Consider the following 13919-nt stretch of genomic DNA (forward strand, 5'->3'; position numbering starts at 1 on the left):
CTTTTGGGATTTTAAAAGGAAACGATATGAAGAAATATATTTTTATGCGTGTATTGCGTTCATTGTTGTCTATTTTCTTGGTGACAACATTGACATACACAATTATTTATACGATGGTTCCTCGAAAATTGATTTTCAAGCAGGATACCAACTATAACAAGATTGCAACGACGCCAGATAAACGAGACAATTATGAAAATACCGTTTATGAGCGGATGGGCTATATCGAGTACTACGATACCAAGGAGTTGCAAGAAAAAGCTAGCACAATGGACTCATCTGTAACAGTAGATGCCAACGATGCCAACAAGGCAATCTACGAAAAATACATCAACCAACTAGGAAATGGTTGGACGCTAGGTGTATTCTCAGAAAGTGGTCAATTCTATGCTACGCGTGAAATTCCGATTTTTGAACGTGTTTTCAAATTCTATGCCAACTTGATTGATATTGATCATACAAACAAGATTCAAGACCCTGAAAATCCAAACTTGCAACGCTATCTTCGTTTTGAAAATGACCCTGCTATCGGTTGGTCATTGGTTGGTTCAGGTACAAAACATAAGTATCTTTTGTATTTCAACAACCAATTCCCATTTGTACACCAAAACTTTGTGAACGTTAACTTAGGTGATTCTTACCCAACTTATGCAAACACACCAGTGCTTCAAGTTATCACCCAAGGTCAGGGACAAACTAAGACATCAGAAGTTCAATTCCCTACAGGTAAAAAGACTTCATCTGTAGATATCTACTCTCGTACCTACAAATCACCAAGTCAAGCAGACGCACGTGAGGTGGCAAACTATGGCAAGGACGATCCTTACACGGCTACAGAAAGCAATTACCAATACCCATCAATGATTGCAAGTTCAGCGGTTGCTGGTTTGATTGGTTTGATTATTTCGTATGCGATTGCGATTCCACTTGGATCTGCTATGGCTCGCCACAAGAATACTTGGATTGATAGCTTCTCGACAGGTGCTCTAACCTTCTTGCTTGCACTTCCAACGATTGCCTTGGTTTATATCGTCCGCTTGATTGGATCATCAATTGGTCTGCCTGACTCATTCCCTATCTTGGGAGCTGGAGATTGGCGTTCTTATGTCTTACCAGCAGTCATTCTAGGTTTGCTGGGTGCACCAAGTACAGCTATCTGGATTCGTCGTTACATGATCGACTTGCAATCTCAGGACTTCGTTCGTTTTGCTCGTGCAAAAGGTTTGTCTGAAAAAGAAATTTCAAACAAACATATCTTTAAAAATGCCATGGTTCCACTGGTTTCAGGTATTCCTGGTGCTGTAATCGGGGTTATCGGTGGTGCAACATTGACAGAAACGGTCTTCGCTTTCCCAGGTATGGGTAAAATGTTGATTGACTCTGTTAAGGCATCAAACAACTCAATGGTAGTTGGTCTTGTCTTCATCTTCACATGTATTTCTATCTTCTCACTCTTTGTAGGAGACATCTGGATGACCATGCTTGATCCACGTATTAAATTGACAGAGAAAGGAGGCAAATAATGTCAACAATCGGAAAAGAAAAATTTCAGTTCGTAAAACGTGACGATTTTGCCTCTGAAACAATTGACGCCCCTGCCTATTCATACTGGGGTTCTGTATTTAGACAATTTCTAAAGAAAAAATCAACAGTCATTATGTTGGGGATTTTGGTTGCCATTATCTTGATGAGCTTTATTTATCCAATGTTCTCAAACTTTGACTTTAACGATGTAAGTAAGGTCAATGACTTTTCTGCTCGTTTTATCAAACCCAATGCTGAACATTGGTTTGGTACAGATAGTAATGGTAAATCCTTGTTTGACGGGGTTTGGTTTGGTGCGCGTAACTCTATCCTCATCTCTGTCATTGCAACTTTTATCAACCTTGTAATTGGGGTTATTGTTGGTGGAATCTGGGGAATTTCAAAATCTGTTGACCGTGTCATGATGGAAGTTTATAACATTATTTCAAACATTCCATCTCTCTTGATTGTCATTGTCTTGACTTACTCAATCGGTGCTGGTTTCTGGAATCTGATTTTTGCCATGAGTGTGACAACTTGGATTGGGATTGCTTATATGATTCGTATCCAAATCATGCGTTACCGTGACTTGGAATACAACCTTGCTTCTCAAACACTTGGAACACCAACCTTTAAAATCATCGTTAAAAATATCATGCCACAATTGGTATCTGTTATTGTTTCTACGATGACCTTGATGTTGCCAAGCTTCATCTCTTATGAAGCCTTCCTTTCCTTCTTTGGATTGGGATTGCCTGTAACAGTGCCAAGTCTGGGACGCTTGATCTCAGATTACTCACAAAACGTTACGACCAACGCTTACTTGTTCTGGATTCCATTGACAACCTTGATCTTGGTGTCTCTTTCTCTCTTCGTTGTTGGTCAAAACCTAGCGGATGCTAGTGATCCACGTACACATAGATAGGAGTAGACATGACAAAAGAAAGTAATGTAATTTTGACTGCTCGTGATATTGTCGTGGAATTTGACGTTCGTGACAAAGTTCTGACGGCTATCCGAGGAGTTTCTCTGGACCTGATTGAAGGAGAAGTTCTTGCCTTGGTAGGTGAGTCCGGTTCCGGTAAATCTGTTTTAACAAAAACCTTTACAGGGATGTTAGAAGACAATGGACGTATTGCCCAAGGAAGCATCGACTATCGTGGACAAGACTTGACCGCTCTTACTTCTAACAAGGAATGGGAGAAGATTCGTGGTGCTAAAATTGCGACCATCTTCCAAGATCCTATGACAAGTTTGGACCCAATCAATACAATCGGTAGCCAAATCACTGAAGTTATCGTTAAACACCAAGGGAAAACAGCTAAGGAAGCCAAAGAGATGGCAATCGACTATATGAACAAGGTCGGAATCCCAGATGCTGAAAAACGTTTTGAAGAGTATCCTTTCCAATATTCTGGAGGGATGCGCCAACGTATCGTTATTGCGATTGCCCTTGCCTGTCGTCCAGATATCTTGATCTGTGACGAGCCAACAACGGCTCTTGATGTAACCATTCAAGCACAAATCATTGATTTGCTTAAAACCTTGCAAAATGAGTACCACTTTACCATTATCTTTATCACCCATGACCTTGGTGTGGTAGCAAGTATTGCGGATAAGGTAGCGGTTATGTATGCTGGTGAAATTGTAGAATACGGTACTGTTGAGGAAGTCTTCTACGATCCACGTCATCCATATACTTGGAGTCTCTTGTCTAGCTTGCCTCAGCTTGCTGACGATAAAGGGGAATTGTACTCTATCCCTGGAACACCACCGTCTCTTTATACTGAGTTGAAAGGTGATGCCTTTGCCCTTCGTTCAGATTATGCGATGCAAATTGACTTTGAACAGAAAGCACCTCAGTTTTCAGTTAGTGATACCCATTGGGCTAAGACTTGGTTGCTTCATGAGAATGCTCCTAAAGTTGAAAAACCTGGAGTCATTGCAGATTTGCATGACAAGATTCGTGATAAAATGGGCTTTGCTCATCTAGAAGACTAGGAGGAAGGAAATGTCTGAAAAATTAGTAGAAATTAAAGATTTAGAAATTTCCTTCGGTGAAGGAAGTAAGAAGTTTGTCGCGGTTAAAAACGCCAACTTCTTTATCAACAAGGGAGAAACTTTCTCTCTTGTTGGTGAGTCTGGTAGTGGGAAAACAACGATTGGTCGTGCCATTATTGGTTTAAATAATACTAGTAAAGGTGAGATCATCTTTGATGGTCATAAGATTAATGGAAAAAAATCTCATAAGGAATCATCAGACTTGATCCGTCGTATCCAGATGATTTTCCAGGACCCTGCAGCTAGCTTGAATGAGCGTGCGACAGTTGACTATATCATCTCTGAAGGTCTTTACAACTACCACTTGTTTAAAGATGAAGAGGATCGAAAAGAAAAAGTTCAAAAGATGATTCATGAAGTTGGACTTTTGAAAGAACACTTGACCCGTTATCCACATGAGTTTTCTGGTGGTCAGCGCCAGCGTATCGGGATTGCCCGTGCCCTTGTGATGGAACCTGATTTCGTTATTGCGGATGAGCCAATTTCAGCCTTGGACGTATCAGTGCGTGCGCAAGTCCTGAACTTGCTCAAGAAGTTCCAAAAAGAGTTGGGCTTGACCTATCTCTTTATCGCCCATGACTTGTCAGTTGTTCGCTTTATCTCAGATCGTATCGCGGTTATCTATAAGGGAGTTATCGTCGAAGTGGCGGAGACAGAGGAATTGTTTAACAATCCTGTCCACCCATATACTCAGGCGCTTCTATCTGCTGTACCGATTCCAGATCCAATCTTGGAACGCAAGAAAGTCTTGAAAGTTTACGATCCTGACCAACATGACTATGAGACAGACAAGCCGTCTATGGTGGAAATCCGTCCAGGTCACTATGTTTGGGCCAATCAAGCAGAACTTGCTCGTTACAAGAAAGATCTTAAAGAATAAACAAATTAGGAGAGGACCAAAAGGTCTTCTCATTTTTAATAGAAAAATTCCCCTTCTACTAGCTTGTAAAAGGGGAATTGTATTGTAATTAACGTTTAGACCAAGTACGTTTCATAAAGAGTAGCAAAATTGGGTATATCTCTAAGCGACCCGCAATCATTGCAAAGGAGAGGAGGATTTTAGAGATGGGGCTAAAGATGGAAAAACTCGAGGTTGTACCTAGAATAGGTCCGATATTGTTAAAACAGCTGAAGACCGCACTGGTCACGACTAGAAAATCATTGCTATCAAGACTGACGATAAAGATGAGAGAAAGAATGATCATCATATAGATAGCAAAATATTTAAGAATTTTGTGCTGGGTATCCTTATCAATCACAGTTTTATTGACGTGTAGGGTCAAAACACGGTGAGGGGATAAAGTGGACAAAATCTGATTTTTTGCGATTTTAGAGAGGATAAGTCCTCTGATCACCTTAAGACCACCTGCAGTTGAGCCAGCCGATCCACCGATTCCCATGAGGAAGAGGAGGATAAATTGGGAGAAGAGGGGCCAGTTGGTAATATCTCCGTAACCAAAACCTGTTGTCGTGATGATATTGGAAACCTGGAAGAAGGCCATTTCAACACTCTTAGAGACACCTTGGTAGAGGTGGAGCGTATTAAGCGTAATCAAGCCTGTAGAAACTAGGACAATGATGATATATGCTCGTAGTTCTTCATCTCCAAAGAAAGCCTTAACCCGACGGAGCATGAGGTAGTAGTAGAGATTGAAGTTAACCCCAAAAACCAACACTCCGATACTAACGAGATAGGTGATGAGTGAGCTACCATAGTGGGCAATTCCGTCGTTATAGACGGTAAAGCCCCCAGTTCCTGCCGTTCCCATAGCGATGACAAAACTATCATAGAGAGGCATGCCTGCTAGGTAGTAGATAACCACAAAAAGGGAGAAGAGAGCCAGATAAAGCAGATAGAGAATCTGGGCAGTATTTTTTAGCTTGGATACGACCTTGCCAAAGACAGGTCCAGGGACCTCAGCCTTCATCACCTCCAAGTGGCTATTCTTAGCATTGTCCATAATGGCAAGTGCAAAGACGAGTACCCCCATCCCTCCGATCAAGTGGGTGAAACTTCGCCAGAAGAGGAGGGAACGAGTGAGGACGGAAACATCGTTCAGAATAGTTGCTCCTGTAGTCGTAAATCCAGAACTGATTTCAAAGAAGGCATCGATGATGCTGGGGATTTGTCCTGAAAAGACAAAGGGGAGGCCACCAAAGAAAGACCATAGAATCCAACAGAGGGCAACAATTAAAACCCCTTCCTTGGCATAAATCCGTTGATTTTTCGGTTTCCGTAAAACGCCTAGACCACCGAGAAGGACTAAAATTCCAATCGTAGAAAAGAGAGCGATAAATACTTGACTGGATTCTTGGTAATAGATCGCTACACTAACAGGAACTAGGAGAAGAACAGCCTCAATCAAGAGAAGTTTTGAGAGGAGGTAACGAATCATACTTTTATTCATTTTTTACCTCTCAATCAAATCATAAATTTTGGTGATATTTGGCAATAAGGTCGTCACGAGTAACTTGTCTCCCACCTCAAGCATATCCTCTCCAGTAGGGAAGATTGTTTTTCCTTTTCGGATAATGGCTGCGATGAGAACTCCTTTTTTCAATTTCAACTGTGATAGAGGTTTGGCAGTCATTTTATTAGCTTCCTTGATTTGGAATTGGAGAGTTTCAATTTGACCGTTTGCTAGATGGTGCATGGCTTGAAGGTCTGAATACTGAGCGTTTACTCGACCACGGATAAAGTGCATAATGGTATCCACTGCGATGCTTTTTGGTGTGATGATACTCGAAAAATCAGGCGCGTGGATAATTTCTAGAAGGCTTGTTCGGTTGACCTTGGTGATATTCTTATGGACGCCAACACGGTCAAGAAACATTGAGGTGATGATGTTTTCCTCATCAACCCCAGTCAAGGTTGCGACTGCATCATAGTGGGGAGCACTTTCTTCCAGCAAAATGTCTTTTGCAGTTCCATCTCCTTGGACAATATAGAGATTGGGGAACTTTTCGCTGAAGAAACGAGCTCTTTCAGGATTGATCTCGATGACCTTGGTATCAATGCGACTGTCTTTTAAAATGCCGAGTAGATAATAAGCAATCTTCCCAGCTCCAACGATAAGTAAGCTTTTCACTGCACGAGATTTAAAATAGTTATGGAAAAGCATCATATCTACACGATTTCCCGTAACAAAAATCCTATCCTTGTCTTGGATAATAACATCACCACTTGGGATCATCAGTTGATGATCTCTCTCCATAGCACAGACAATAATATTCCCAAATTTTTTACGGAAGTCTGAGATTGGCATTTGACAAAGACCGCTAGAATCCTTGACAACAAACTCCATGAGACTGACCCGACCTCCAGCAAATCGTTCGACAGAGAGGGCATTAGGGAAATCAATGATATTTGAGATCGCACGCGCTGCTAGGAGTTCTGGATTAACAATAAGTGAAAATCCAAGAATATTTTTCTCTTTAAAATAGGCATTAGAGTATTCAGGATTTCGCACCCGAACGATGGTTTCTTTAGCGCCCATTTTTTTAGCAAGTACCGCTGAAATCATATTCACTTCATCGTATTCGGTTAGGGCGATAAAGATATCGCACTCTTGAACACTGGCTTGCTCCAAGATGGCAAAGTCAGCACCATTTCCAAGGAGACCTATGATATCATAGCGACTGACAATGTGATTGAGGACAGCCTCATCTTGTTCGATGAGGACAACGTCATGGTTTTCTGCAACCAGTGAACGACAGAGGGCGAAACCAACTTTCCCTCCACCAACAAGGACAATTTTCATATAAAAAACCTACTTTTTCATGATGTAACTATCATACCCTTTTTTAGCAAAAAATGCACTTACTAAGGCGATTTTTAAGGGAAGAAAGGCCTTTTTCACGTTTTGAAGCTACATTTGTTTAACTTCTATAACGATGGCTCTGATTTGAAGCGATTTGGCTCTTTTACCATACCTTTTCAGAAAGGGAATGGCCAAAGATGAAAATATCATCAAAAAAAGTAAAAAATCAAGTCATTTCTATTGACAATGATTCTGAAAGTGTTATACTAAGAAAGTAGTTTCGCTGATTTACTTCAAACCTGTTGTGAGGTAAGTTAACGATGCCTTAACCACGCTGTTTGCTGAGCTTGACTCCGGGCAGTGTGGCTATTTTTTTGCAATGATAAAAGGAAGCCAGTCATGACAAATCACATTGTATTATTTGAACCTCAGATTCCACAAAATACAGGTAACATTGCGCGTACTTGCGCTGCGACCAATTCTCCCCTTCATATCATCAAACCGATGGGATTTCCCATTGATGATCGCAAGATGAAGCGAGCTGGTTTGGACTACTGGGATAAGTTAGAGATTTATTTTTATGACAGTTTGGAAGATTTCATGTCTCAGATGAAGGGAAAACTCTATCTGATTTCAAAATTTGCGGAAAAAGTCTATTCTGAAGCAGATTTATCGACGGACGAAGACCATTATTTTCTCTTTGGACGTGAAGACAAGGGCTTGCCTGAGGACTTTATGCGAGAACATCCTGAGAAAGCACTCCGTATTCCCATGAATGATGAACACGTTCGCAGTCTCAATGTGTCTAATACCGTCTGCATGATCGTCTACGAAGCTCTCCGTCAGCAAAATTTTGCAGGCCTTGAGCTTGTTCACACCTATGAAGCAGATAAATTGAAATAATCAAAATGCTTGCACTTGCAAGCGTTTTTTGTTATGATAAAGGGGTCTTCAGGGCTGGGTGTAATTCCCGACCGGCGGTGACTTTAACTAGCTATTTTGGCTTACTCTTCGTTGTCTTGTCTCGATATACTTAAGTATTATCTTCGACTGCGACGCCTAGATTAATCCAAAATATCTTAGTTAAAGAAGTCCGCGAGCGTAAGCTGATGTGGTGCGATTCCACAACCGACAGTATAGTCTGGATGGGAGAAGACGAAAGAATGGCTTTGTCTGTTCTGATGAGTTTATTGATGAATTGCAACCGCTTGCTCAAAAGAGTGAGAGGGAACTTTTGGGATATAAAAAGTGAGAATAGATAGAGGGATCCTTTCCAACTTCTTCTGATTTTATAGAAAATTGGAGGAACCTGTTATGACAAACACACGTCGAATTTCGACCATTGCGATTTTATCAGCCATTTCATTTGTGCTGATGTACTTTGACTTTCCGCTCTTGCCAGCGGCAACCTTCCTCAAGATCGAGTTTAGTATCTTGCCAGTCCTTGTAGGCTTGGTGGTGGTGGATTTGCCAGCTGCTCTAGGAATTCTCTTGATGCGCTCACTCTTGAAGTTGCTTCTGAATAGCCAAGGAGTGAACACCTACATTGGTTTGCCAATGAATATCATAGCTTTGGGAGTCTTTGTTATCGCCTTTGGTTTGATTTGGAAAAAGGAACGCAGCACCCTTCGTTTCCTACTGGCATCTCTGGTGGGAACTATTGGATTGACTGCTGCCATGTTGGTTCTCAACTATGTCTATGCGGTTCCTTTATACGCGCAGTTTGCCAACTTTGATATTAGAGAAATTATAGGACTTTCTAACTACTTGATGACCATGGTTTTACCTTTTAACCTGATTGAAGGTATCATCTTTGCCGTTTCATTCTGGTTGTTATACGTCCTCTTGAAACCAACCTTAAAACATTATGAGAGATAAACAAACATTTTTAATGAAGGGCAGTTTTGCCCTTTTACTTTTCGTCCTTCTTGGCTATATGGTCAAATTTTATCCTGAAACGTTGGTCGGTTTTGACCAACCGATTCAGACTGCCCTTCGTGGGGAATTGCCAGATTATTTAACGGTTCTGTTCCGTGCGCTTACGCATTTGATTGATATCCCGGTGATTATCACCTGGGTTGCTATCGCAGCCTTTATCTTTTATCGTAAGCAGTGGAAGATAGAAAGCTACTTCATGGCGGGTAATCTAGCCTTAGCCGGTCTCTTAATCGTGACCTTTAAAAACATCTACCAGCGCCCACGGCCAGATATCTTACACTTAGTCGAGGAGAAGGGATTTTCTTTTCCAAGTGGCCATTCTCTGGCAGTGACACTGATGGTAGGTACTTTGATTGTCATTCTCAGTCAACGGATTAAAGATCCAGTCTGGAGAAAAATCGTGCAAATGGTCCTTGGCTTCTACCTCGTCAGTGTGCTGCTATCTCGGGTCTATCTGGGAGTTCACTACCCATCAGATGTTCTTGCCAGTTTCTGTGTAGGCTTGGGAGTCTTGTTTATCGAATTTCCTTTCTATGACAAGCTTCGCTTCCAATGGCGATTTAAAGGAAAGCAGAAGTGAGATAGGTCTTGCAAGAATGGTAAAAATCTGATAAACTAAGTAGTAATTGAATAGGAATCCGCAAGACTAGTAACTCAAGGGAAGTATATCAGGGAGGAGAGCCGTGACTGCAAGCTCTCTATATGAAAGCTGGGTGAATTCACTTGCGCATGGATTTAGAAATGAAGGTCTGACTTGTCAGATGAAAACGGATGGTACCGCGTGTCAACGCTCCGAGTGGAGTTTTTGGCATGTGGTTTTCTTTTTATCTGTTAAGTGACTGATGGAGGAATTATGTCAACTATTGAAGAACAATTAAAAGCGCTTCGCGAAGAAACGCTGGCTAGCTTGCAGCAGATTACTGCTGAAAATGAAAAAGAGATGCAAGACTTGCGTGTCTCTGTCCTTGGTAAAAAAGGGTCGCTTACTGAAATCCTCAAAGGGATGAAAGATGTCTCTGCTGAGATGCGTCCAATCATCGGGAAACACGTCAATGAAGCGCGTGATATCTTGACAGCGGCCTTTGAAGAAACGGCTAAGCTCTTGGAAGAAAAGAAAGTAGAAGCTCAACTAGCAAGTGAGAGCATCGATGTGACACTTCCAGGTCGCCCAGTTGCGACTGGTCACCGTCATGTTCTCACGCAAACCAGTGAAGAAATCGAAGATATTTTCATCGGGATGGGTTACCAAGTCGTGGATGGTTTTGAAGTGGAGCAAGACTACTACAACTTTGAGCGTATGAACCTTCCAAAAGATCACCCAGCTCGCGATATGCAGGATACTTTCTACATTACAGAAGAAATCTTGCTCCGTACTCACACGTCTCCAGTCCAGGCGCGTGCTATGGATGCTCATGATTTTTCAAAAGGTCCTTTGAAGATGATCTCACCGGGGCGTGTATTCCGTCGTGATACGGACGATGCGACTCACAGTCACCAGTTCCACCAAATCGAAGGCTTGGTTGTTGGGAAAAATATCTCTATGGCTGACCTTCAAGGAACCCTTCAGTTGATCGTCCAAAAGATGTTCGGTGAAGAGCGTCAGATCCGTCTGCGTCCATCTTATTTCCCATTCACAGAGCCATCTGTTGAAGTGGATGTTTCCTGTTTCAAGTGTGGTGGAGAAGGCTGTAACGTATGTAAGAAAACAGGTTGGATTGAGATTATGGGGGCCGGTATGGTTCACCCACGTGTCCTTGAAATGAGTGGAATCGATGCAACTGTTTATTCTGGATTTGCCTTTGGTCTTGGACAAGAGCGCGTAGCCATGCTCCGTTACGGAATCAACGATATTCGTGGATTCTATCAAGGAGATGTCCGCTTCTCAGAACAGTTTAAATAAGATTGAAACCTGAAACACAGTCTAGTTATTTTCTCTTGATGAGAATGGTGAGGACTGACTCAAAGAAAAAGAAAGGAATTGAAAAGGTCTTATTCTGTGAGATCTTACAATCAGAATTATGCTTGTATCTTATAAATGGTTAAAAGAATTGGTGGACATTGATGTGCCATCACAAGGGTTGGCTGAGAAAATGTCAACTACAGGGATTGAGGTCGAAGGTGTCGAATCACCAGCTGCCGGTCTCTCAAAAATTGTCGTCGGTGAGGTCTTGTCTTGCGAAGATGTGCCAGAAACACACTTGCATGTCTGTCAGGTTAACGTTGGCGAAGAAGAAGCCCGTCAGATCGTTTGTGGTGCCCCAAATGTGCGTGCTGGGATCAAGGTCATGGTAGCTCTTCCAGGAGCTCGTATTGCTGACAATTACAAGATCAAAAAAGGGAAAATCCGTGGTTTAGAGTCACTTGGAATGATCTGTTCGCTTGGTGAATTAGGTATTTCTGACTCGGTTGTACCGAAGGAATTCGCAGATGGTATTCAAATCTTGCCTCAAGATGCAGTACCAGGTGAGGAAGTCTTCTCATATCTAGACTTGGATGATGAAATCATCGAACTTTCTATCACACCAAACCGTGCAGACGCTCTATCTATGCGTGGGGTGGCTCATGAAGTGGCAGCCATCTATGACAAGGCAGTCAACTTTAAAGAATTCAGTTTAACAGAAACAAATGAAGCTGCAGCAGATGCCCTTTCTGTAGGCATTGAGACAGACAAGGCGCCTTACTATGCGGCCCGTATCTTGGATAATGTGACCATCGCACCAAGTCCACAATGGTTGCAAAATATCCTCATGAATGAAGGCATCCGTCCGATCAATAACGTAGTTGACGTAACCAACTACATCCTGCTTTACTTTGGTCAACCGATGCATGCCTTTGACTTGGATACCTTTGAAGGGACTGACATCCGTGTGCGTGAAGCGCGTGCTGGTGAAAAATTGGTGACTTTGGACGGTGAAGAACGTGACTTGGAAACAAATGACTTAGTCATCACTGTCGCTGACAAACCAGTAGCCCTTGCAGGTGTCATGGGGGGGCAAGCAACAGAAATATCTGAAAATTCTAGTCGTGTTGTCCTTGAAGCGGCTGTTTTCAATGGTAAATCCATCCGCAAGACTAGCGGACGCCTTAACCTTCGTTCGGAATCATCTTCTCGCTTTGAAAAAGGAATCAATGTGGCAACAGTCAATGAAGCCCTTGATGTGGCAGCGAGCATGATTGCAGAACTTGCAGGTGCTACGGTGCGTAAGGGTATCGTTTCAGCAGGCCAGCTTGATACTTCTGATGTAGAAGTTTCTTCAACTCTTGCAGACGTTAACCGCGTCCTTGGTACGGAGCTTTCATATGCTGATGTGGAAGATGTCTTCCGTCGTCTTGGCTTTGGTCTTTCTGGAAATGCTGAAGCCTTTACAGTCAGCGTTCCACGTCGTCGTTGGGATATCACCATCGAAGCGGACCTCTTTGAAGAAATCGCTCGTATCTATGGTTATGATCGCTTGCCAACTAGTCTTCCAAAAGATGACGGTACAGCTGGGGAATTGACTGCGACACAAAAATTGCGTCGCCAAGTTCGTACCATCGCTGAAGGAGCAGGTTTGACAGAAATCATTACCTACGCTCTGACAACGCCTGAAAAAGCAGTTGAGTTCACAGCTCAACCAAGTAACCTTACAGAACTCATGTGGCCAATGACAGTGGACCGTTCTGTCCTCCGTCAAAATATGGTCTCAGGTATCCTTGATACAGTGGCTTATAATGTGGCTCGTAAGAATAAAAACTTGGCCCTTTACGAGATTGGAAAAGTCTTTGAACAAACAGGCAATCCAAAAGAAGATCTACCAAACGAGATCAACAGCTTTGCCTTTGCCTTAACCGGATTGGTTGCAGAAAAAGATTTCCAAACGGCAGCAGTTCCAGTTGATTTCTTCTATGCTAAGGGAATCTTAGAAGCGCTCTTTACTCGCTTGGGACTAGAAGTGACCTATGCAGCAACAGCTGAGATTGCAAGTCTCCATCCAGGACGTACAGCCGTGATTTCACTCGGTGACCAAGTTCTTGGTTTCCTTGGCCAAGTGCATCCAGTCACTGCCAAGGCCTACGATATTCCAGAAACGTATGTAGCTGAGCTCAACCTTTCAGCCATCGAAGCTGCCCTTCAACCAGCTGCTCCATTTGTGGAAATCACCAAATTCCCAGCGGTTAGTCGTGATATTGCTCTACTTCTCAAGGCAGAAGTCACTCACCAAGAAGTTGTAGACGCTATCCGAGCTGCCGGCGTGAAACGATTGACAGATATCAAACTCTTTGACGTCTTCTCAGGCGAAAAACTGGGACTTGGTATGAAGTCAATGGCCTATAGCTTGACCTTCCAAAATCCAGAAGATAGCTTAACAGACGAAGAAGTCGCACGCTACATGGAAAAAATCCAAGCATCACTCGAAGAAAAAGTCAATGCAGAAGTACGTTAACTCATCAATCCATCCTTCGGGGTGGATTTTTAGTTTCAAAAGGACAGTTCAGAAGAGAAAAGCGATAGTTGAGGAGGAAGCCATCTCAGAAAGTCTTTAATGAGTTATACTAAAGATATCACTGAAGCACTTAAAATTTATTAGAGATAGGATACTTTTGCTACTTATAATCCGATAAAATGGACATAAATCGTTGTAAAGGCTATCAAAA

At 42.4% G+C, this 13919-nt stretch carries 11 protein-coding genes and 1 riboswitch; of the genes, 9 read left to right on the top strand and 2 right to left on the bottom strand.

Annotated features, from left to right (window positions below):
• Window positions 1-26: 26 nt before the first annotated feature.
• From TZ92_RS02090 to TZ92_RS02105, 4 genes are read left to right on the top strand one after another with little or no spacing between them, the layout of a single operon-like run.
• Complete coding sequence (locus TZ92_RS02090) at window positions 27-1523, top strand: ABC transporter permease (protein ID WP_033629310.1); 1497 nt, start codon at window positions 27-29, stop codon at window positions 1521-1523.
• Window positions 1523-2449 (top strand): oligopeptide ABC transporter permease OppC, encoded by a 927-nt coding sequence (gene oppC, locus TZ92_RS02095; protein WP_033629311.1) that lies wholly within the window; start codon window positions 1523-1525, stop codon window positions 2447-2449. Before TZ92_RS02090 ends, oppC begins: the two co-directional genes overlap by 1 nt.
• A gap of 8 nt (window positions 2450-2457) precedes the next feature.
• Window positions 2458-3525, top strand: a complete 1068-nt coding sequence (locus TZ92_RS02100) for an ABC transporter ATP-binding protein (RefSeq protein WP_033629312.1) — start codon at window positions 2458-2460, stop codon at window positions 3523-3525.
• 10 nt (window positions 3526-3535) lie between these two features.
• Window positions 3536-4465 (top strand): ATP-binding cassette domain-containing protein, encoded by a 930-nt coding sequence (locus TZ92_RS02105; protein WP_033629313.1) that lies wholly within the window; start codon window positions 3536-3538, stop codon window positions 4463-4465.
• Between the two features lie 88 nt (window positions 4466-4553).
• On the opposite strand, the gene TZ92_RS02110 is transcribed toward TZ92_RS02105, so the two are convergent.
• Window positions 4554-5993, bottom strand: a complete 1440-nt coding sequence (locus tag TZ92_RS02110; protein WP_033629314.1) for a TrkH family potassium uptake protein — start codon at window positions 5991-5993, stop codon at window positions 4554-4556.
• Between the two features lie 3 nt (window positions 5994-5996).
• Window positions 5997-7346, bottom strand: coding sequence for a Trk system potassium transporter TrkA (trkA, locus tag TZ92_RS02115; RefSeq protein WP_033629315.1), 1350 nt, complete (start codon window positions 7344-7346; stop codon window positions 5997-5999).
• A gap of 399 nt (window positions 7347-7745) precedes the next feature.
• Between trkA and TZ92_RS02120 the strand changes: the two genes are divergently transcribed.
• From TZ92_RS02120 to pheT, 5 genes are all read left to right on the top strand, one after another.
• Window positions 7746-8249 (top strand): tRNA (cytidine(34)-2'-O)-methyltransferase, encoded by a 504-nt coding sequence (locus TZ92_RS02120; RefSeq protein ID WP_033629317.1) that lies wholly within the window; start codon window positions 7746-7748, stop codon window positions 8247-8249.
• Between the two features lie 40 nt (window positions 8250-8289).
• Window positions 8290-8507: riboswitch (FMN riboswitch) on the top strand.
• A 153-nt stretch (window positions 8508-8660) separates the two neighbouring features.
• Entirely contained in the window at window positions 8661-9224 is a 564-nt protein-coding gene (locus TZ92_RS02125) for an ECF transporter S component (protein WP_033629318.1), read from the top strand.
• On the top strand, window positions 9214-9864 hold the full coding sequence (locus tag TZ92_RS02130; protein WP_033629319.1) for a phosphatase PAP2 family protein: 651 nt from the start codon (window positions 9214-9216) through the stop codon (window positions 9862-9864). Before TZ92_RS02125 ends, TZ92_RS02130 begins: the two co-directional genes overlap by 11 nt.
• A 273-nt stretch (window positions 9865-10137) precedes the next feature.
• A complete protein-coding gene (pheS, locus tag TZ92_RS02135) occupies window positions 10138-11184 on the top strand; it encodes a phenylalanine--tRNA ligase subunit alpha (RefSeq protein WP_033629320.1) in 1047 nt (348 codons plus the stop codon).
• A 118-nt stretch (window positions 11185-11302) separates the two neighbouring features.
• Window positions 11303-13708 (top strand): phenylalanine--tRNA ligase subunit beta, encoded by a 2406-nt coding sequence (pheT, locus tag TZ92_RS02140; protein ID WP_033629321.1) that lies wholly within the window; start codon window positions 11303-11305, stop codon window positions 13706-13708.
• The last annotated feature ends 211 nt before the right edge of the window (window positions 13709-13919 follow it).

Source organism: Streptococcus oralis subsp. oralis, assembly GCF_000960035.1.
Classification (GTDB): Bacteria; Bacillota; Bacilli; order Lactobacillales; family Streptococcaceae; genus Streptococcus; species Streptococcus oralis_G.